General features: G+C 53.3%; 18 protein-coding genes. 10 read left to right on the forward strand and 8 right to left on the reverse strand.

From position 1 onward, the window contains the following. Positions 1-250: 250 nt before the first annotated feature. Positions 251-2,788, reverse strand: a complete 2,538-nt coding sequence (gene mrcB, locus IMQ48_RS01820) for a bifunctional glycosyl transferase/transpeptidase (RefSeq protein ID WP_196207668.1) — start codon at positions 2,786-2,788, stop codon at positions 251-253. A gap of 163 nt (positions 2,789-2,951) precedes the next feature. After that, entirely contained in the window at positions 2,952-5,384 is a 2,433-nt protein-coding gene (gene hrpB / locus IMQ48_RS01825; RefSeq protein WP_196207669.1) for an ATP-dependent helicase HrpB, read from the reverse strand. A 73-nt stretch (positions 5,385-5,457) separates the two neighbouring features. Here hrpB and thpR point away from each other — a divergent pair, with 73 nt between their 5' ends. The 9 genes from thpR to panD all read left to right on the forward strand — a co-directional run bounded on the left by thpR (position 5,458) and on the right by panD (position 12,635). Continuing rightward, the gene (gene thpR, locus IMQ48_RS01830) at positions 5,458-5,991 is read left to right on the forward strand and encodes an RNA 2',3'-cyclic phosphodiesterase (protein WP_196207670.1); all 534 of its coding nucleotides are present in this window, start codon (positions 5,458-5,460) and stop codon (positions 5,989-5,991) included. A gap of 12 nt (positions 5,992-6,003) precedes the next feature. Then, positions 6,004-6,708: a DNA/RNA nuclease SfsA gene (gene sfsA, locus IMQ48_RS01835; protein WP_196207671.1), complete on the forward strand. Its 705-nt coding sequence runs from the start codon at positions 6,004-6,006 to the stop codon at positions 6,706-6,708. A gap of 178 nt (positions 6,709-6,886) precedes the next feature. Continuing rightward, the gene (dksA, locus tag IMQ48_RS01840) at positions 6,887-7,342 is read left to right on the forward strand and encodes an RNA polymerase-binding protein DksA (protein ID WP_196207672.1); all 456 of its coding nucleotides are present in this window, start codon (positions 6,887-6,889) and stop codon (positions 7,340-7,342) included. Positions 7,343-7,414: 72 nt separating this feature from the next. Further along, positions 7,415-8,311: a tRNA glutamyl-Q(34) synthetase GluQRS gene (gluQRS, locus tag IMQ48_RS01845; protein ID WP_196207673.1), complete on the forward strand. Its 897-nt coding sequence runs from the start codon at positions 7,415-7,417 to the stop codon at positions 8,309-8,311. Positions 8,312-8,382: 71 nt separating this feature from the next. After that, positions 8,383-9,780, forward strand: a complete 1,398-nt coding sequence (gene pcnB, locus IMQ48_RS01850) for a polynucleotide adenylyltransferase PcnB (RefSeq protein ID WP_370551825.1) — start codon at positions 8,383-8,385, stop codon at positions 9,778-9,780. 110 nt (positions 9,781-9,890) lie between these two features. Next, positions 9,891-10,382, forward strand: a complete 492-nt coding sequence (gene folK, locus IMQ48_RS01855) for a 2-amino-4-hydroxy-6-hydroxymethyldihydropteridine diphosphokinase (RefSeq protein ID WP_196207675.1) — start codon at positions 9,891-9,893, stop codon at positions 10,380-10,382. A gap of 120 nt (positions 10,383-10,502) precedes the next feature. Beyond that, positions 10,503-11,294 carry a 3-methyl-2-oxobutanoate hydroxymethyltransferase gene (gene panB, locus IMQ48_RS01860; RefSeq protein WP_096758264.1) on the forward strand — a complete coding sequence of 264 codons (792 nt, stop codon included), beginning with the start codon at positions 10,503-10,505 and terminating at the stop codon, positions 11,292-11,294. Between the two features lie 11 nt (positions 11,295-11,305). Next, complete coding sequence (gene panC / locus IMQ48_RS01865) at positions 11,306-12,160, forward strand: pantoate--beta-alanine ligase (RefSeq protein ID WP_196207676.1); 855 nt, start codon at positions 11,306-11,308, stop codon at positions 12,158-12,160. 94 nt (positions 12,161-12,254) lie between these two features. Next, a complete protein-coding gene (panD, locus tag IMQ48_RS01870; RefSeq protein WP_126319212.1) occupies positions 12,255-12,635 on the forward strand; it encodes an aspartate 1-decarboxylase in 381 nt (126 codons plus the stop codon). 6 nt (positions 12,636-12,641) lie between these two features. Here the strand turns inward: panD and IMQ48_RS01875 are convergent, their stop codons facing one another. The 4 genes from IMQ48_RS01875 to IMQ48_RS01890 all read right to left on the reverse strand — a co-directional run bounded on the left by IMQ48_RS01875 (position 12,642) and on the right by IMQ48_RS01890 (position 16,170). Next, positions 12,642-13,871 (reverse strand): polysaccharide deacetylase family protein, encoded by a 1,230-nt coding sequence (locus tag IMQ48_RS01875; protein ID WP_196207677.1) that lies wholly within the window; start codon positions 13,869-13,871, stop codon positions 12,642-12,644. Positions 13,872-13,932: 61 nt separating this feature from the next. Continuing rightward, entirely contained in the window at positions 13,933-14,373 is a 441-nt protein-coding gene (locus tag IMQ48_RS01880; protein WP_196207678.1) for a PTS sugar transporter subunit IIA, read from the reverse strand. A 103-nt stretch (positions 14,374-14,476) separates the two neighbouring features. Continuing rightward, positions 14,477-15,247, reverse strand: a complete 771-nt coding sequence (locus IMQ48_RS01885; protein WP_196207679.1) for an ABC transporter permease — start codon at positions 15,245-15,247, stop codon at positions 14,477-14,479. Next, positions 15,244-16,170: an ABC transporter ATP-binding protein gene (locus IMQ48_RS01890; protein ID WP_196207680.1), complete on the reverse strand. Its 927-nt coding sequence runs from the start codon at positions 16,168-16,170 to the stop codon at positions 15,244-15,246. The genes IMQ48_RS01885 and IMQ48_RS01890 overlap by 4 nt, the downstream gene beginning before the upstream one ends. 109 nt (positions 16,171-16,279) lie before the next feature. Between IMQ48_RS01890 and can the strand changes: the two genes are divergently transcribed. Then, the gene (can, locus tag IMQ48_RS01895; protein ID WP_196207681.1) at positions 16,280-16,942 is read left to right on the forward strand and encodes a carbonate dehydratase; all 663 of its coding nucleotides are present in this window, start codon (positions 16,280-16,282) and stop codon (positions 16,940-16,942) included. Between the two features lie 72 nt (positions 16,943-17,014). On the opposite strand, the gene hpt is transcribed toward can, so the two are convergent. Continuing rightward, positions 17,015-17,551, reverse strand: a complete 537-nt coding sequence (gene hpt, locus IMQ48_RS01900; RefSeq protein ID WP_003018658.1) for a hypoxanthine phosphoribosyltransferase — start codon at positions 17,549-17,551, stop codon at positions 17,015-17,017. Between the two features lie 291 nt (positions 17,552-17,842). Then, positions 17,843-19,498, reverse strand: coding sequence for a methyl-accepting chemotaxis protein (locus tag IMQ48_RS01905; protein WP_196207682.1), 1,656 nt, complete (start codon positions 19,496-19,498; stop codon positions 17,843-17,845). Positions 19,499-19,556 lie beyond the last annotated feature (58 nt).

Below are 19,556 nucleotides of genomic sequence, written 5' to 3' on the forward strand. Positions count from 1 at the left end.
AACCTCCAGGATAATAGATTATAAATCTATCCTATTTACAATATTAAAACCAATACCCATTTCATTGCCAAGATGAATGTTTTGTATTCAACTCGTTGTTTTCATTAATTGCATCGTAGTAACTTAGATTTTATTAAAGCGTAATTTAATAAAATTAACATTCACACCACCAATGCCAATCAACATAACATAAACACAAAAAACAAAAGCCATCTCAGGGAATGAGATGGCTTTCGCGTAACTCGATATGTTAATTACTGCCGAACATATCTTTGATCCAGCCTGCGACGCCGTCGCCGTCTTTCTTCTCTTGCTGCGGCGGTTGTTGCTGTTGCTGCTGTTGAGGCTGCTGCGGCGGCGTTGACTGTTCAAACGGATTGCCCGACTGCTGCAGCATCTCGCCTTGCTGGCACAGCGAATCCGGAACGCTGGTCCACACAGGGAGCGTGCGCATCCCGCCGCTGCACACGAAGTTACCGTCGTAATCAACGCCCATATCCACAATATCTTCCGGTGGCGTCAGCGTTAACGGTGTTGGTGTCTGGTTTGCCAGGTAGCGCTGGTAAATCGACATCGCCCCGCTCGCACCATACAGCTTGGTAGGCTGGTTGTTATCGCGCCCCACCCAGGTAATAGTCACCTGGCTGCCGTCAATACCGGCGAACCAGGTATCCACATTGTTGTTGGTGGTCCCGGTCTTACCTGCCAGGTGCAGGCCCGGATACTTCGCGCCAAGCTGACGTCCGGTACCGCGTTGCACCACCTGCTGCATGGTCCACAGCGTCATATACGCCGCCTGTGCTGGCACGGCGCGTTCGGCCTGCGGGAAACTCTGATATAACACCGTACCGTCTTCGGCAATCACCGAACGCAGAGCCGATAGCGGCGCGCGGTTACCGCCGCTGGCAATCGTCTGGAACGCCTGTGCCACTTCGATTGGCGTCAGGTTCAATGCCCCCAGCAACATGGCCGGAACCGGGTTAAGCTGATCTTTAGGTGCGCCCAGTTTCTCCCAGGTATCGGTGACCGCGGGCAGCCCCAACGCCATGCCCAGATTGACGGTCGGCACGTTCATGGAGCGCGTTAGCGCATCCACCAGCATCACTTTCCCGCTTTCGCTGTAGCGACGGTCATCGTTCTGTGGAGACCACACCTGACCGTTTGGCTGACGCAGCGCAATTGGCGCATCAGCAATCCAGGTATTCAGGCGGTACAGCTTCGGCTGACTCAGGGCGGTCAAATAGGTCGCTGGCTTCGCCAGAGAACCAATCGAGCGACGCGCCTGCATGGCACGGTTGTAGCCTGCAAACTGCGGCTCAGCCCCACCAACCATGGCGCGAACTTCACCACTAAAGCGGTCCACAACCACAATCGCCGTTTCCAGGTCGCTCAACTTACGCTGTTTCTTCAGCACTGGAATGCCTTCCACCGCCGCTTTTTCTGCAGCATCCTGCGCCACGGAATCAAAGGTAGTGAAAATCTTCACGCCGGAAAGATCTTTAATTTTGTCTCCCAGCTTCGCCTGCAACTCCTGACGCACCATCTGCATAAACGCCGGCTGCGGGGAGATCACCCCACCACGCGGCTGCACGCCTAACGGACGCGCACTCAGCATGTCATACAAATCCTGGTCGATAATCTGCTGCTGTTGCAGCAGGCGCAGCACCAGGTTACGTCGCTCCAGCGCCAGTTTCGGGTTACGCCACGGGTTGTAGATCGACGCCCCTTTCACCATTCCCACCAGCAGGGCCTGCTGATCAAGGCTCAGTTCTTCTACCGGACGGCCAAAGTAATACAGGCTCGCCAGCGGGAAGCCACGGATTTCATTGTCGCCGCTTTGGCCGAGATAAACCTCGTTCATGTACAGCTCAAGAATGCGGTCTTTGCTGTAGCGCGCATCCATGATCAGCGCCATGTAGGCTTCGTTGGCTTTACGCCAGTAAGAACGTTCACTGGAGAGGAACAGGTTTTTCACCAGCTGCTGGGTCAGCGTACTGGCCCCCTGCACCGTGCGTCCTGCCGTCAGGTTCGCCAGCACCGCACGCCCAATGGAATACAGGCTGATGCCGTCATGCTCATAGAAATGGCGGTCTTCGGTCGCCAGCAGCGTATCCACCAGCAGATCCGGGAAACCGCTACGCGGCACGAACAAACGCTGTTCACCGTTGGGCGAAGAGAGCATGGTGATCAGGCGCGGATCAAGACGGAAGAAACCGAACTGGCGGTTGTTATCCAGATTCTCGATAGTGTCCAGATGATCGCCGTCAAAGGTCAAACGCGCGCGCACCTGCCCTTCTTTACTGTCCGGGAAGTCAAACGGACGACGAATCATCTCAATGCTGTTCGCCTGCACGGTAAACTCGCCGGGACGCGTCATCTTCGAGACCTGACGATACTGTGTGGCCTCCAGCAACTTCACCATCTCTTTCTTGCCGACAGGCATTTCTGGCTCAAGGTTAACCATCCGACCATACACGGCCGCAGGCAGCTGCCAGACTTTGCCATCAATACGGCTACGGATTTTTTGATCCAGATAGACGCCGTAAATGGCAATCAGCACCATAAAGACAATCGACAGTTTTACCAGCAGCCAGAACCAGCCGCGTTTACCACGAGGCTTACGCCCTTTGCCTTTACCTTTGCGCGGCATCGGTTCTTCATCCTCATAGTCATCATCATAATCGTCGTCATACTCATCATCTCTGAGTTGACGACGGCTTACCTTTTGTTTCACCGGACGCGTCGGTTTCCCTTTACGTCCAATTGGCTCGCGGTCATTCCCCGCCATGCTTTTTCTCCGCAACATTCAGGCGCAAAGGCCTGATTCTCTGTTCTTACGTCAAGCGACAGAAGAAGAAATCTCTCAATTTACTGCCGCCCTAATGCTTGATGGCGGTTGAAGCCTTATCCGGCCTACGTTCGAGCGAGTAGGCCTGATAAGCGCAGCGCCATCAGGCAGAATACTTCTTCGTCCGCCGCGTCGGTGCGGTATTCGCCGGATCGTCCGGCCAGACATGTTTGGGATAACGCCCTTTCATCTCTTTTTGCACCTCACGATATGCCCCCTGCCAGAACGCGCTCAGATCACGAGTGATTTGCAGCGGTCGCTGCGCCGGGGAGAGCAGTTCCAGCACCAGCGGGACGCGCCCCTGTGCGAGGGTCGGCGTATTGGCTTCACCAAACATTTCCTGCATCCTGACCGCCAGCGCCGGTGGGTTATCCTCGTGATAGCGAATGGCTATCCGGCTTCCCGTCGGCACAGTGTAATGTGTGGGCAATTCACTATCCAGACGTTGCAGCATTGACCAGTCCAGTAATCCGCGCAATGCCTGGCCCACATTTACTGCTTTAAGCGCGCGTAAAGCGTGCACACCGCTCATATGCGGCAGCAGCCAGCTCTCCAGCGTTGCCAGCAACGACGCGTCGTCCACGGCAGGCCAGCCGTATTCCGGTAACCATTTTGCCGCACATTGCAGACGCAGTCGGAACTGTTCTGCTTCCGGCGTCCAGTTGAGCACACTTAGCCCTTTATCGCGAATACCATTCAGCATCGCCTGATGCAGTTCCTCTTCCGAGGGCTTAGCCAGCGGCTGCACTTTTAGCGTCAACTGGCCTACCTGCGTACGGCGCAATGCCTTTAACGTCCCCTGATTTTCATCCCATTCGATAGTGTCGGACTGCTGCAACAACTCAGGAGATGTTTGGATCAGTGCATCGATATCCAGCGGCATGGCCAGCAAAATACGCGCATCAGGCGAGGTGCTGCCTTGCAGCAATAAAGGAACAATAAGCCACTCATGACGCCCTGACGCATCGTCAGCGTCCAGCATCGCCCCCATCCCGTTAGCCAGCTGATAGCGCCCCTCCTGACCACGACGTCGGGCAATACGATCGGCAAAAGCCGAAGCCAGTAACGGGGCGATCAGCGAGCTATCAGGCTGTCCACCCCGAACGTTCAGGCGCTTCAGTAATTGCTGGCTACGCTGCTGCCAGTTCGGCTGATTGCGCGAAAACGCCACCGTTAGGTCGGTACTCCCCCCACGCGGGGGCTCTTCGAGAATCGCCGCCAGTTTTGCTGCCGTTGCCGCTTCGTTGTCATCTGTGGCACGGACCAGCAACGCCGCCAGACGCGGATCGTTACCGAGCGCCGCCATTTTCTGACCCACAGCACTGAGCCTGTCGCCCTCAAGTGCACCCAGCATGTGTAGTAGTCGCTTTGCCGCCTGCAAATTGGCCGCTGGCGGCATATCCAGCCAACTTAACTGCGCCGGGTCAGTGCATCCCCATTGCAACAATTCCATTAGCAAGCCGGACAGGTCGCTTTGCAACATCTCTGGTTCGCCCTGCGCCGACGCTCTTTCAGCCTGCTCTTTCGCCAGCAGATGCAAACAAATACCCGGCTCCAGACGGCCTGCACGCCCGGCTCTCTGGGTCATCGACGCCTGGCTAATACGCTGGGTAATCAGGCGCGTCAAACCCGTGCGCGCGTCATAGCGCGCCACACGCTCCTGCGCACAGTCCACCACCAGCCGGATACCTTCGATAGTTAAACTGGTCTCGGCAATATTGGTGGCCAGCACCACTTTGCGCGAGCCTGGCGGTGCTGGCAAAATCGCCTGACGCTGCTCAGCAAGAGATAACGCACCGTACAGCGGGCAAAGCAGAACATCGCTGCCTACGCGTGAGGCCAGCTGTTCCTGCACTCGCTGAATCTCCCCCACGCCCGGTAAAAAGAGCAGCAGCGAGCCGTGCTCCTGGCGCAATAGCTCCGCCGTTGCCACCGCCACGGCTTCATCAAAACGCTGATGCGCAGCCAGCGGCTGATAGCGCCGTTCCACTGGAAAGGCACGGCCTTCAGAGACAATCGTCGGCGCATCAGGCAACAGCTGCTGCAGACGCCCGTTATCCAGCGTTGCCGACATAATCAACAGTTTTAAATCATCCCGCAGCCCTTGCTGTACATCCAGCAACAGCGCCAGTGCCAGATCAGCCTGCAAGCTGCGCTCATGAAATTCATCAAGGATCACCAACCCAACGCCGTTTAGCTCGGGATCGCGTTGGATCATACGTGTAAGCACACCTTCCGTTACCACTTCGAGCCGGGTATGCGGTCCAACGCAGTGTTGAGCACGCATGCGGTAGCCCACGGTCTCGCCGGGCTTTTCGTTCAGTAACTCTGCCAGACGCTGCGCCACGTTGCGGGCAGCCAGACGACGCGGCTCCAGCAGAATAATCCGCCCCTGAATGCCATTGTGCGCAAGAAGCTGCAACGGCAGCCAGGTCGACTTCCCAGCGCCGGTGGGTGCAGTCAGCAGAACCTGCGATGAGGTATCAAGGGCGGTAAGCAGTTCAGGCACTACGGCGGCAACGGGCAACGACGTCACAAATGACTCCAGAGGGTTAACATTCTTCGCGCTGCATTGTAGCATCGCGTTAATTCATAACCGAGTATCCATCATGTCTGAGCCAAAAAGGCTGTTCTTTGCCATTGAATTGCCAGCCGAGGTTCGGGAGCAGCTTATCCACTGGCGAGCCGCACAGTTCCCTCCTGAAGCGGGTCGCCCCGTCGCGGCTGACAATCTGCACCTGACGCTGGCCTTTTTAGGCGAGGTCAGCGCTGAGAAGCAGCAGGCGCTGTCGCAACTGGCCGGGCGTATTCGCCAGCCAGGTTTTACGCTAACACTGAATGACGCCGGGCAATGGCTGCGCTCACGCGTCGTATGGCTGGGAATGCGCCAGCCACCTCGCGGGCTGTTGCAGTTAGCGAGTATGCTGCGGGCGCAAGCCGCGCGCAGCGGATGTTACCAAAGCCCGCAGCCGTTTCATCCGCATATCACGCTGCTGCGCGATGCTGGTCATGCGGTCGCGATCCCGGCACCGGGCTTTTGCTGGTCATTTCCGGTCACCGAGTTTGCACTTTATGCCTCTTCATTTGAACGCGGTCGCACGCGCTACACGCCGCTACAACGCTGGACGCTTGGCGAAAAATAAAAGGACATTGCCATGGAATTTTCTCCCCCACTTCAACGCGCGACCTTAATTCAGCGCTACAAGCGTTTTTTAGCGGATGTGATCACACCCGACGGTACAACGTTAACGCTACACTGCCCCAATACTGGCGCGATGACCGGATGCGCGACACCGGGTGACACCGTTTGGTATTCAACGTCAGAAAATACTAAACGGAAATACCCGCATACCTGGGAATTAACGCAAACCCAATCCGGTGCGTTTATTTGTGTTAACACCCTGTGGGCCAACAGATTAACGAAAGAAGCCATTCAGAATTTGTTAATTTCAGAACTTTCGAACTACAGCATGTTGAAAAGTGAAGTAAAATACGGCGCCGAAGGCAGCCGCATTGATTTTTTGTTACAGGCGGATTCCCGCCCTGACTGCTATATTGAAGTAAAATCAGTCACGTTGGCGGAAAAAAATCAGGGTTATTTTCCCGATGCCATCACTGAACGAGGTCAGAAACATCTTCGGGAATTGATGAGCGTAGCGGCTGAGGGCAAGCGAGCGGTAATATTTTTCGCGGTGCTGCATTCAGCCATTACACAATTTTCACCCGCACGCCATATTGATGCAAAATATGCGCAACTATTAGCCGAATCACGGCTTAAGGGGGTAGAAATTCTGGCATATAAAGCGGAACTTTCTGCCCACGGGATGACTCTTAAAGAGCCATTAGCCATTACGTTGTAATGGCGTATACAAACGGATTAATTAGTATTCTGGCCGCGTGCGCAAATACGCTTTTCCTCACAGGGTTGTCAAGTGTAACGTTTAGATAATTGCTATCCGGAAAAGCATCTGCTATTTATAGCGACCTGATTTTTCCCCCGAACATGGGGATCGATAGTGCGTGTTAAGGAGAAGCAACATGCAAGAAGGGCAAAACCGTAAAACATCGTCCCTGAGTATTCTCGCCATCGCTGGGGTGGAGCCGTACCAGGAGAAACCGGGCGAAGAGTATATGAACGAAGCCCAGCTGTCGCACTTTAGGCGTATTCTTGATGCATGGCGTAATCAACTCAGGGATGAAGTCGATCGCACTGTGACTCATATGCAGGACGAAGCAGCTAACTTCCCCGATCCGGTTGACCGTGCCGCACAGGAAGAAGAGTTCAGCCTTGAGCTGCGTAACCGTGACCGTGAGCGCAAACTGATCAAAAAGATCGAGAAGACGCTGAAGAAAGTAGAAGACGAAGATTTCGGCTACTGCGAATCATGCGGCGTAGAAATTGGTATTCGCCGTCTGGAAGCACGTCCGACAGCCGATCTGTGCATCGACTGCAAAACGCTGGCTGAGATTCGCGAAAAACAGATGGCGGGTTAATCCCGTCATTTGTACCACGTTTACTACAGGCGGGAGTTTCTCCCGCCTTCTTCTTTTATGTTATCCACCAACATGACTGACAAACGCTATATTGGCCGTTTCGCCCCATCCCCTTCCGGCGAACTGCATTTTGGTTCATTGATTGCCGCCCTCGGGAGTTACCTGCAGGCTCGTGCGCAGCACGGGATCTGGTGGGTGCGCATTGAAGATATCGATCCCCCACGTGAAGTTCCCGGTGCTGCAGATACTATTCTGCGTCAGCTGGAACATTACGGCCTGCACTGGGATGGCGAGGTACTGTGGCAATCTCAGCGCCATGACGCGTACCGTGAAGCGCTGGCCTGGTTACAAGAACAGGATCTGAGCTATTACTGCACCTGCACTCGCGCCCGCATTCAAAGTATTGGCGGCATTTATGACGGCCACTGCCGCGCATTACGCCACGGGCCGGAGCACGCGGCGGTGCGTATCAAGCAACACCACCCGGTCATGCTTTTTAACGACCGTCTGCGCGGCGAGATTCAGGCCAACCCTCAGCTTGCACGGGAAGATTTTGTCATCCACCGGCGCGATGGGCTGTTTGCCTATAACCTTGCGGTAGTGGTTGATGACCACTTTCAGGGCGTGACGGAAATCGTACGTGGCGCGGACCTCATCGAACCCACGGTACGCCAAATTTCGCTGTATCAGCAGTTCGGCTGGCCAGTGCCGGACTACATTCATCTCCCGCTGGCGCTCAATGAACACGGCGCTAAACTTTCTAAGCAGAATCATGCGCCTGCCCTGCCACAAAGCGACCCGCGCCCGGTTCTTATCGACGCGTTGCGCTTCCTCGGACAGGACATAGCGATACCGTGGCAAGCGCTAAGCGTAGAAGAATTACTGCAAACTGCGGTGCAAAATTGGGCGCTTACGACAGTGCCGGGTTCAGTGAATGTAAATCCGGCATTCTCAAATGCCTCTTGCTGAGCTATGATTAGCCGCTATTTTTACACAGCAACACTTGTTCTGACTGAAGTTTGACACTACCGAGGTGCACTATTTTTACCCGAGTCGCTAATTTTTGCCGCAAGGTGCTAAGCCGCGAGGAGCGCGAGGCCGAGCTTGCCATCGCCCGTCCACATATGACGGTAATCCCGCGTGAGCAGCACTCTATCTCCCGCAAAGATATCAGTGAAAATGCCCTGAAGGTAATGTACAGGCTTAATAAGGCCGGATACGAGGCATGGCTGGTTGGCGGGGGCGTACGCGATCTTTTGCTGGGCAAAAAGCCGAAAGACTTTGATGTCACGACTAACGCGACACCCGATCAAGTGCGGAAACTGTTCCGTAACTGCCGTCTGGTAGGTCGTCGTTTCCGTCTGGCCCATGTGATGTTTGGCCCGGAAATTATTGAAGTGGCAACCTTCCGCGGACACCATGAAGGCAGCGAAGCCGACCGTGCAACCTCACAGCGCGGTCAAAATGGCATGCTGCTACGTGACAACATTTTCGGTTCCATCGAAGAAGATGCTCAGCGCCGCGATTTCACCATTAACAGCCTTTACTATAGCGTAGCGGATTTCACCGTTCGTGATTACGTCGGCGGGATGCAGGATCTGGAAGACGGCGTCATTCGCCTGATCGGTAATCCTGAAACACGCTATCGTGAAGATCCCGTGCGTATGCTACGCGCCGTCCGCTTTGCAGCAAAACTCGACATGCGCATCAGCCCGGAAACCGCCGAGCCAATCCCGCGTCTGGCAACCTTGCTGAACGATATTCCGCCGGCACGCCTGTTTGAAGAAGCGCTCAAACTATTACAGGCGGGCTACGGTTTTGAGACCTACAAAAAACTGCGTGAGTACAGCCTGTTCCAGCCGCTGTTCCCGACCATTACCCGCTATTTCACCGAAGACGGTGACAGCGCAATGGAACGCATTATTGCCCAGGTACTGAAGAATACCGATACCCGTATCCATAACGATATGCGTGTCAATCCAGCGTTCCTGTTTGCCGCCATGTTCTGGTACCCGTTACTGGAAGCGGCGCAGAAAATTGCTCAGGAAAGCGGCCTGGCCTACTACGACGCTTTCGCCCTGGCGATGAACGACGTACTGGACGAAGCGTGCCGTTCGCTGGCGATTCCTAAACGCCTGACAGCGCTTACCCGTGATATCTGGCAGCTTCAGTTACGCATGTCCCGCCGTCAGGGAAAACGCGCCTGGAAGCTGATGGAGCACCCGAAATTCCGCGCGGCCTACGATTTGCTGGCGCTGCGTGCTGAAGTGGAAAACAACACCGAACTGCAGCGACTGGCGCAGTGGTGGGGTGAATTCCAGGTTTCCGCTCCGCCAGAGCAAAAAGGTATGCTGAACGAACTGGATGAAGAGCCAGATGCACGCCGTCGCCATCGTCGTCCGCGTAAACGTGCGCCGCGCCGCGAGGGAAGTGCGTGACCCATCCCGTATCCCCAACGGATTTCGAGTTGCATCAAGGCGGCGACACAGCGAATACCCAAGAACGTACATCAGTACGTGACTGGGATGAGCGAGGAAAGCCAACACAGATGCAGCTTGAAAGACAACGGGTATATATCGCCCTCGGCAGTAATTTAGCCTCTCCGCTGGAGCAGGTTAATGCTGCCGTACAGGCGCTGGGAGAAATCCCGGACAGCCGGATCATCGCCGTATCCTCTTTCTACCGCACGCCGCCATTAGGTCCTCAGGATCAACCTGATTACCTGAACGCCGCCGTTGCGCTGGAAACAACGCTCACGCCAGAAACGCTGCTCGACCACACTCAACGTATCGAGTTACAGCAGGGCCGGGTACGTAAAGCCGAACGTTGGGGTCCACGTACGCTGGATCTCGACATTATGTTGTTTGGCAACGAAGTGATTAACACCCGTCGCCTGACTATTCCGCATTACGATATGAAAAACCGGGGCTTTATGCTGTGGCCGCTGTTTGAAATCGCGCCGGAACTGACTTTCCCGGACGGTACCCGCCTGCATCACCACCTCACCCTCCTTGGTGCAGCAAAACCTGCCCACTGGTAAATTTTCCCCTCCCCTTTAGCGTTTACTGCTTTCGCGCTAAACGGTTGCTTAAAACCATTGCCCCTCTGAATGTGACTGCTAGAATGCCGGTAAATATGACTTTCACACTCAGGAAATGTTATGAAACCGACGACCATTTCCTTGCTGCAGAAATGCAAGCAAGAGAAAAAGCGCTTCGCCACAATCACCGCCTACGACTATAGCTTTGCCAAACTGTTCGCCGATGAAGGGATCAATGTCATGCTGGTCGGCGATTCGCTGGGCATGACGATTCAGGGGCATGAATCCACACTACCGGTGAGCGTTGCCGATATCGCTTACCACACCGCTGCTGTTCGTCGCGGTGCACCAAACTGTCTCTTGTTGGCTGACCTGCCATTTATGGCCTATGCCACGCCAGAGCAAGCATTCGAAAACTCAGCGATCGTTATGCGTGCTGGCGCCAATATGGTCAAAATCGAAGGCGGCGCGTGGCTGATTGATACGGTAAAAATGCTGACCGAACGTGCGGTTCCGGTTTGTGGTCATCTGGGCCTAACACCACAGTCGGTGAATATCTTTGGCGGTTATAAAGTGCAGGGCCGTGGCGATGCGGGCCAAACGCTGCTCGACGATGCGCTGGCGTTAGAAGCCGCAGGTGCGCAACTGCTGGTGCTGGAGTGCGTTCCGGTTGAGTTGGCAAAACGCGTGACCGACGCGTTGTCCATCCCGGTAATAGGTATTGGCGCGGGTAATGTGACCGATGGTCAGATCCTGGTGATGCACGATGCGTTTGGCATTACCGGCGGCCATATCCCTAAATTTGCCAAAAATTTCCTCAATGAAGCAGGCGACATGCGCGCCGCGGTGCGGCAGTATATTGCCGAGGTTGAATCCGGCGTTTACCCGGGTGAAGAACACAGTTTCCATTAAGGAGTCAAGGTGTGCTAATTATTGAAACCCTACCGCTGCTGCGTCAGCATATCCGTCGCCTGCGTCAGGAAGGTAAACGTATCGCGTTAGTTCCCACCATGGGCAACCTGCACGATGGTCATATGAAGCTGGTTGATGAAGCCAAAGCCCGAGCGGATGTGGTCATCGTCAGCATTTTCGTAAACCCCATGCAGTTTGACAGGCCGGACGATCTGGTGCGTTACCCGCGTACGCTGCAAGAAGATTGCGAAAAGCTGAACAAGCGTAAAGTGGATGTTATCTTTGCCCCGGCTGCGCTTGAGATCTATCCGCAAGGTACTGAATCCCAAACCTACGTCGAGGTTCCGGGGCTGTCTACCATGCTGGAGGGTGCGAGTCGTCCTGGCCACTTCCGCGGTGTTGCCACTATCGTCAGCAAACTGTTTAACCTGATCCAGCCGGATATTGCCTGCTTTGGCGAGAAGGACTTTCAGCAACTGGCGCTGATCCGCAAAATGGTGGCCGATCTGGGTTACGACATTGAGATCGTCGGTGTGCCGATTATTCGTGCCAAAGACGGTTTAGCCCTCAGCTCACGCAACGGCTACCTGACGGCTGAGCAGCGTAAGATCGCCCCTGGCTTATACAAAGTAATGAGCCGCATCGGGGAAAAATTACAGGCTGGTGAACGCGACCAGGAGGAAATTATTGCCATTGCCGAGCAGGAGCTAAACGAAAAAGGCTTCCGTGCCGATGACATTCAGATTCGCGATGCCGATACCTTACTGGCGCTAAGCGAAACCAGCAAACGCGCGGTGATTCTGGTCGCTGCATGGCTGGGTCAGGCGCGTCTGATCGACAATCAAAGCGTTACATTAGCCCAGTAGACAAGGGCTAAAAATCGGGCAATACTGCCTGAGAAAATTCTCAAAGCAGGTCTTTTGCCTGCTTAGCTAAGGTAAACGACAGGGTATAGACGTTATGATTCGCACCATGCTGCAAGGCAAGCTTCACCGCGTGAAGGTCACACAGGCAGACCTGCATTACGAAGGCTCCTGCGCCATTGACCAGGACTTCCTCGATGCTTCCGGTATTCTGGAAAACGAAGCCATTGATATCTGGAACGTGACCAACGGTAAACGTTTCTCTACTTATGCGATTGCGGCTGAGCGCGGTTCGAAGATCATCTCCGTGAACGGTGCAGCGGCACATTGCGCTGAGGTTGGCGACATTGTCATTATCGCCAGCTTCGTCACGATGTCTGATGCCGAAGCGCGGACCTGGCGGCCGAAAGTTGCCTACTTCGAAGGTGACAACGAAATGAAACGTACTGCGAAAGCGATCCCGGTACAGGTTGCCTGAAACGTGTTACCCCTGCGGCTGGTTGCTGACCAGCCGCGACATCGTCTCTAACGAATCCGTTCTTAAAATATAAAGCCGCTTTAACAACATCGGATTATCACCCGGCTTCACCTTCCCTTTTACCGTCGTCACCGCCATGTGGAATCCAGCCTCTCCTGCTGCCTGCACCGCTGTGGCGTTATAACTGCCAAAGGGGTAAGAGAGATACAACACGTGCGGATTAAACTGGGCCAGCGCGCGTCGCGAACGGGCAAAATCAAACAGGATATTATGGTGACTACGGCTGAGCAGAATGGGCCGGCGGTAACCATCTACCCGATGTAAAAAATGGGTATGTGACTGAAAGTCAAAAATATCCCTGATGCCATTCAGTTCAGAGATACTCATAAACTGCAGCGATTTTGGATCCCACCGCTGCGGGTGGCGCTTAATTCTCGATGAGATAATAAACGCCGTCGCTTTCATGCCGTATTGCTTCAGCACCGGGTACGCATAGCGACTGACCGACTTCAGGCCATCGTCAAAGGTGATCACCACCGCGCGTGCGGGCAGATTAGCGCGGTTACGCACGTAGTCTTCTAATTGGTACATCGTCAGCGTGGCGTAGCCCATATCACGCAGCCAGGTCATTTGGTTGCTGAACGCGCGTACGGAAGTGGTCGTCGAGGTATGACGAAAACGGGTATTCTCTTCATCACGCAGAATATGATGGTAAGTCAGCACTGGGATCCCGCTATCGGCCTGAGCATCTAAGGCGCTGATATACGCCAGTCGGTCGCCAATGCGAATTTGATACCACGTCTGGTTCAGCCTGCCTTTCAGCTTGTTTATTATGGGGTAGCGCAAATTGTCCGCCAGTATGCCAAATGGCGCGCTCCCGACATCAGGGGAATTGTAAACCGGCGTATCTTTCCAGGTCACCAGATTCTGATTACTCAGCGGTTTATTGAGATCGCCCAACCCATCTTCGACCTTCTGCCGCCCCTGCACGCGCTCCAGATGGCCTTTATCGATAAACCCCTTACCAAAGCCAAAGTTAAACGCGTAATAGTCTTTGCCGCCGGGAATGACCGAGAGGATCTGGCCCGCGCGAATATTCCCTACCGTCACCATTTTATTGCCAATCTGCGCCCAGACTGCGGCATCTTCGGTAGTTTGCATATAACGCACAGGCAATGCCCCGGCAGCAAAACCAGAATACAGGAACATCAGAATGAGCAGAGCACGCATAACCATATGGGATAACCGAGGCGAAAAACCTCGGCTATTGTAGCAAAAGCATCATCAATACCAATGCTTAATACTCATACAAATCATGCTTCAACACAAAGGGGGGATTTTTCTGTTGTTGATGCCAGAGGCTGGTGACATCGGGGCCTCCGAGGGACACGATCTGATCACGAAATTCAGAACTGCTCAATGATTCTCGCGATAAAAGCATTCGCTCAAGCAATGGGTAAGTCACGCCGGAGATCACTTCACATTGCGAATGTTTATGGCTCATCAATGCCGCTACGCGATATGGCGCAGCGCCAGAAATATCCGTCAGGAATATCACGCCCTCGCCAGAATCTGTCGTGTGCAGAGCATCACACATCATCCGGCTTAACATATTTGCGCTTAGTCCACGCCAAAAACTCACTGCCCGACATTGCGTCTGCGGGCCGAACTTTTTTTCCAGACGATGCAGCATATCCTGTGCCGTATCGTCATGACAGGTAATCACCCAACCTAACATTGCCTACCTCCTTAGCAGGCAAGTAGTTTATCAAGGTGATAAATACATAACGGTGATAAGCATCAAAAGTCTTCCTCTCCCGAACCGGGAGAGGAAGAAAAAATCAACTGCGTAGCCCACGTCCACGCTGAATCAGATACCAGCAGAGTAAATAAAATGCGGCAATAAATACCACCAGCACGCCAAACGTCGTGACCAGCGGCACATCATGAATACCGAGGAAACCGTAGCGGAAGCCGCTGATCATGTAGACAATCGGATTCAGGTGCGACAGTCCCTGCCAGAACGGTGGCAGCAGCGTTAATGAGTAGAAAACGCCCCCAAGGTAGGTCAGCGGTGTCAGCACAAAGGTCGGGATCAGGCTGATGTCGTCAAAGGTTTTGGCGAACACCGCATTCAACAACCCGGCCAGCGAGAACAGGACCGACGTCAGCACCAGCGTCAGCGCCACAAAGACCCACGAGTGCACCTGAAACGGGACAAAGAACAGGGAAATAGCGGTCACCAGAATACCTACGCACAGTCCGCGCGCCACACCACCGCCGACAAAACCGGTAATAATGACGTGCGTCGGCACCGGTGCGACCAGCAGTTCTTCAATGTTGCGTTGAAACTTGGCGCTGAAAAATGACGACGCTACGTTGGCGTACGAGTTAGTGATCACCGCCATCATAATCAGCCCCGGTACGATGAACTGCATGTAGCTAAAGCCGTGCATTTCGCCGATACGTGAGCCAATCAAATTACCGAAGATAATAAAATACAGCGTCATGGTAATGACCGGTGGGACCAGCGTTTGTATCCAGATCCGCATAAAGCGGTGAATCTCTTTCGCCCAGATGCTTTTCAGTGCGACCCAGTAAAGCTGCATCATGTGCGATCTCCTTGTTTTTCATGCACCAGAGAAACAAACAGCTCCTCCAGTCGGTTCGCCTTGTTTCGCATACTCAATACCTGAACGCCCTGGGCGCTCAGCTGGGAAAACACGCTGTTCACTCCCTGCTCTCTCAGCACTTCAACTTCCAGCGTGGAAGTATCAACCAGGCGGTATTGATAACCTTCCAGCTTTGGCAGCGGGCTTTTCGCTGCTAAATCGAGAATAAAGGTCTCGGACTTCAACTTGGAGAGCAGATTTTTCATCGACGTATTCTCCACCAACTCACCATGCTGAATAATACCGATATTACGGCACAGCATTTCCGCCTCTTCGAGATAGTGGGTGGTCAGAATAATCGTCGTGCCTTTGTCGTTTAAATCCTTTAAAAAGCCCCACATTGAACGACGCAGTTCGATATCAACACCTGCCGTCGGTTCATCGAGGATCAACAGCTTCGGCTCATGCATTAGAGCACGGGCGATCATCAAACGGCGCTTCATACCACCGGACAGCATACGCGCGCGTTCGTTACGTTTTTCCCACAGATCGAGCTGTTTTAGATAAATTTCACTGCGTTTTACGGCCTCTTTATGCTCAACACCGTAATACCCCGCCTGGTTCACCACAATCTGCTGCACGGTTTCAAACGGGTTAAAGTTAAACTCCTGCGGCACAAGCCCAAGCTGACGTTTAGCGTTAACCGTATCTTTTTCAAGATCGTATCCAAAGACGCTAACCCGCCCGGAGGATTTATTCACCAGTGAGCTGATAATCCCAATGGTGGTGGACTTTCCTGCGCCGTTAGGGCCTAAAAGCGCATAAAAATCACCCGCTTCGACTTGCAAATCTATGCCACGTAGCGCCTGAACGCCACCGGGATAAGTTTTCTTAAGCTGTTGAAGTTCCAGAGCAATGGTCATGTTTTTTCCACTTACCTTACATTCCGACATTGTATATATAGTTTAATTAATCCTGGAGTTACCCTATATTAGCCCCTCGCATTTATCTGGCTTCGGGTCGTAACACTCCATGAAAGACATAGATACACTCATCAGCAACAATGCACTATGGTCAAAGATGCTGGTAGAAGAAGATCCCGGATTTTTTGAAACACTGACGCACGCGCAGAATCCGCGCTTTCTATGGATTGGATGCTCCGATAGCCGCGTTCCCGCGGAACGTTTAACCGGTCTTGAACCGGGCGAATTATTTGTTCACCGTAATGTTGCTAATCTGGTTATCCATACCGATCTGAACTGTCTCTCAGTGGTTCAGTATGCGGTTGATGTGCTGGAAGTGGAACACATTATTATTTGTGGGCACTACGGATGCGGCGGCGTACAGGCGGCCATTGAAAATACGGAACTGGGGCTTATCGACAACTGGTTACTGCATATCCGCGATATCTGGTTTAAACACAGCTCGTTGCTGGGTGAAATGCCGCCGGAGCGCCGTATTGATACGCTGTGCGAACTGAATGTCATGGAGCAGGTCTACAACCTCGGCCACTCCACCATCATGCGTTCAGCCTGGAAGCGCGGTCAAAAAGTGACCCTTCATGGATGGGCCTACGGTATTCATGATGGCCTGCTTCGCGATCTGGACGTGACCGCCACCAGCCGCGAATCCCTGGAACAGCGCTACCGACAGGGTTTGTCGAACCTCAGCCAGAAACATATCAATCACAAATAACGCATTATTGCCGGGTGGCGGTTACGCCTTACCCGGCCTACAAAACACGCGCCATCAGGCGCGTTCGCAGATTTACTCGTCCAGCAGTACCACTTTGCCAACATACGGCAGATGGCGATAACGCTGGGCATAGTCGATGCCGTAACCAACAACAAACTCATCCGGAATGGAAAAGCCGATAAATTCGACCGGAACATTCACTTCACGACGAGAGGGTTTGTCCAGCAGCGTACAGATCGCCAGAGATTTCGGCTCGCGCAGGCTGAGGATTTCACGCACTTTAGACAGCGTGTTACCGGAGTCGATGATATCTTCAACGATCAGTACATCTTTACCACGAATGTCTTCATCCAGGTCTTTGAGGATCTTAACATCACGGGTAGTCGACATGCCGCTGCCGTAACTTGAGGCGGTCATGAAATCAACTTCGTGGGAGACATGCACTTCGCGGCACAGGTCTGCCATAAACATAAATGAGCCGCGTAACAGACCAACCAGCACCATGTCACTGCCGCTGTCCTTGTAACGTTCGTTAATCTGACGCCCGAGTTCAGCAATGCGCGCTTTGATCTCCGCTTCCGGGATCATGACTTCTACAGTATGTTTCATAAACTATATAACTCACTGATTTTTATCAGTTAACACATCATGCAAATCGAAAGAAAGCGCTTACGTTGAAACACCAACCGACGGTGGCTCGCTCTAACCACAAAACTTGCGACAGCATACAAACAATTCAGTTGATGAAGTATACCAGTAAAGAGACCCGGTTCCTCTGATAGTTAACGGGAGAGCCTGTGTGCGTATTTTTTTGCTCATTTACTACGCAAAAGCCGGGGAACATCCCCGGCTTGTCTCTTGAACGAATATTGTATCCACTCTGGCAATCAGAGCGGGAATTCAGAAGGTTTCCCAGTGAGCATCTTGAGTAACTGGAGCGCTTGTCGTTACGCGCGGAGGGGACGTCGGCGGTTGTCGACTCACACTGTCACCCAGCGAATGGGTAATGTGAAATACCGCCACAGCCAGACGTAACTGCTCAGCCTGTTGTTCAAGTGAGGCAGCGGCGGCTGCGGACTCTTCCACCAGCGCGGCGTTTTGTTGGGTGACGCTGTCCATTTGCGAGACAGCAAGACTTACCTGCTCAATACCTCGACTCTGCTCCTCAGAGGCCGAAGCAATCTCGCCCATAATATCGGTCACACGGGTCACCGCCGCAACAATCTCTTTCATGGTTTTACCGGCATCGGATACCTGCTGCGATCCCATTCCTACGCAGCTGGTTGACTTATCAATCAACGCTTTAATCTCTTTTGCCGCCTGAGCGCTACGGCTTGCCAGGGTACGGACTTCTCCGGCTACAACAGCAAACCCTCTTCCCTGCTCACCGGCTCTGGCGGCCTCAACCGCCGCGTTCAGCGCCAGGATATTGGTCTGAAAAGCAATACTGTCAATAACGCTGGTGATCTGGGCAATTTGCTTTGAGCTATCTGCTATCTCACTCATCGTGTGTACAACGGTATCTACAACCTGCCCGCCACGTGCGGCGGTATCAGACGCATTCTTCGCCAGTTGAGTCGCCTGTTTTGCATTGTCCGTATTTTGTCTTACGGTTGCAGTAAGCTGTTCCATGCTGGCGGCGGTTTCCTCAAGTGAGGCCGCCTGCTGCTCCGTTCGTGAAGAGAGGTCGTTATTGCCCGAGGAAATCTCCGTCGCACCGCTATGAATTGACTCCGAGCTGTTACGTACGGCAGTCACTGTCGAAATCAGCGACTGCTGCATCTCTTCCAGACCCATCGCCAGACGCCCCATTTCATTGCGCCCCTGAACGCCAAGTCGGTGGGTTAAATCTCCCTGGGTGAGAGTACGAATATGGTCCATAATCTGCGCCAGCGGTTTAAGCAAAATATGCTGCAACCCACTCCAGATCACACCGAGCACAATGAGCACGACCAGTACGATGCCCCCCAGCGTCCATTGCATACGGGTAAAGCTGTGCTGGTTCTCTGCAGCAGCATGCTGGAGCAGCGCATTATTTTCATTTCGCCACTGTTCGTAGCTGGCTTCCATCTCATCCTGCGCTTTCTGTGCATCAAGATCGCCATAGGCCTGATAGTTATTTGCACGCAAATACTCTATCGATAACTTCATCACATCATGCATCTGCCGATATTGCTTTTCCATATCAGCGGCAATCTGTGGGTTTTGTCCTGTCACATGCGGCAGTGCCTGATAACGGGCGAAATACCCCTCAGCCTTTTTCATCGACTCACTGGCCGTATTCAGCAGAGTATCAATTGCCGCCAGCGAAGCCGGATCGCGTTGATTTTTTAAGAAGCGGATTGCTACGCGGGTAACAGTCACGCGGGTTTTAATCAGCGTATTGACGCTATCACTCAGATTTTCCTGTTGAGAATTCAGCGTACCTGAATTCTGGAAATTAAGACGATCGTTGTTTACTGCAGAATAAAACAGACTTCCCGTAACGATCTGCAATAAACAGAAAATGGCGAGAACCATAAGAATGCCGGTAATAACGCGTACATTTCTAATCATACTTTTTCATCCATTGAACTCACATTGGGGACATAACGATTATCGGCCCCAAAGGCGA

This window comes from Citrobacter sp. Res13-Sevr-PEB04-36, assembly GCF_015672735.1.
GTDB lineage: Bacteria > Pseudomonadota > Gammaproteobacteria > Enterobacterales > Enterobacteriaceae > Citrobacter.

Bases quoted from the DNA above. Each gene is read 5' to 3' on its own strand.
- mrcB (WP_196207668.1), bottom strand. From the start codon at position 2,788: ATGGCGGGGAATGACCGCGAGCCAATTGGACGTAAAGGGAAACCGACG.
- thpR (WP_196207670.1), top strand. From the start codon at position 5,458: ATGTCTGAGCCAAAAAGGCTGTTCTTTGCCATTGAATTGCCAGCCGAG.
- sfsA (WP_196207671.1), top strand. From the start codon at position 6,004: ATGGAATTTTCTCCCCCACTTCAACGCGCGACCTTAATTCAGCGCTAC.
- dksA (WP_196207672.1), top strand. From the start codon at position 6,887: ATGCAAGAAGGGCAAAACCGTAAAACATCGTCCCTGAGTATTCTCGCC.
- gluQRS (WP_196207673.1), top strand. From the start codon at position 7,415: ATGACTGACAAACGCTATATTGGCCGTTTCGCCCCATCCCCTTCCGGC.
- folK (WP_196207675.1), top strand. From the start codon at position 9,891: ATGCAGCTTGAAAGACAACGGGTATATATCGCCCTCGGCAGTAATTTA.
- panB (WP_096758264.1), top strand. From the start codon at position 10,503: ATGAAACCGACGACCATTTCCTTGCTGCAGAAATGCAAGCAAGAGAAA.
- panD (WP_126319212.1), top strand. From the start codon at position 12,255: ATGATTCGCACCATGCTGCAAGGCAAGCTTCACCGCGTGAAGGTCACA.
- IMQ48_RS01875 (WP_196207677.1), bottom strand. From the start codon at position 13,871: ATGGTTATGCGTGCTCTGCTCATTCTGATGTTCCTGTATTCTGGTTTT.
- IMQ48_RS01880 (WP_196207678.1), bottom strand. From the start codon at position 14,373: ATGTTAGGTTGGGTGATTACCTGTCATGACGATACGGCACAGGATATG.
- IMQ48_RS01885 (WP_196207679.1), bottom strand. From the start codon at position 15,247: ATGATGCAGCTTTACTGGGTCGCACTGAAAAGCATCTGGGCGAAAGAG.
- IMQ48_RS01890 (WP_196207680.1), bottom strand. From the start codon at position 16,170: ATGACCATTGCTCTGGAACTTCAACAGCTTAAGAAAACTTATCCCGGT.
- can (WP_196207681.1), top strand. From the start codon at position 16,280: ATGAAAGACATAGATACACTCATCAGCAACAATGCACTATGGTCAAAG.
- hpt (WP_003018658.1), bottom strand. From the start codon at position 17,551: ATGAAACATACTGTAGAAGTCATGATCCCGGAAGCGGAGATCAAAGCG.
- IMQ48_RS01905 (WP_196207682.1), bottom strand. From the start codon at position 19,498: ATGATTAGAAATGTACGCGTTATTACCGGCATTCTTATGGTTCTCGCC.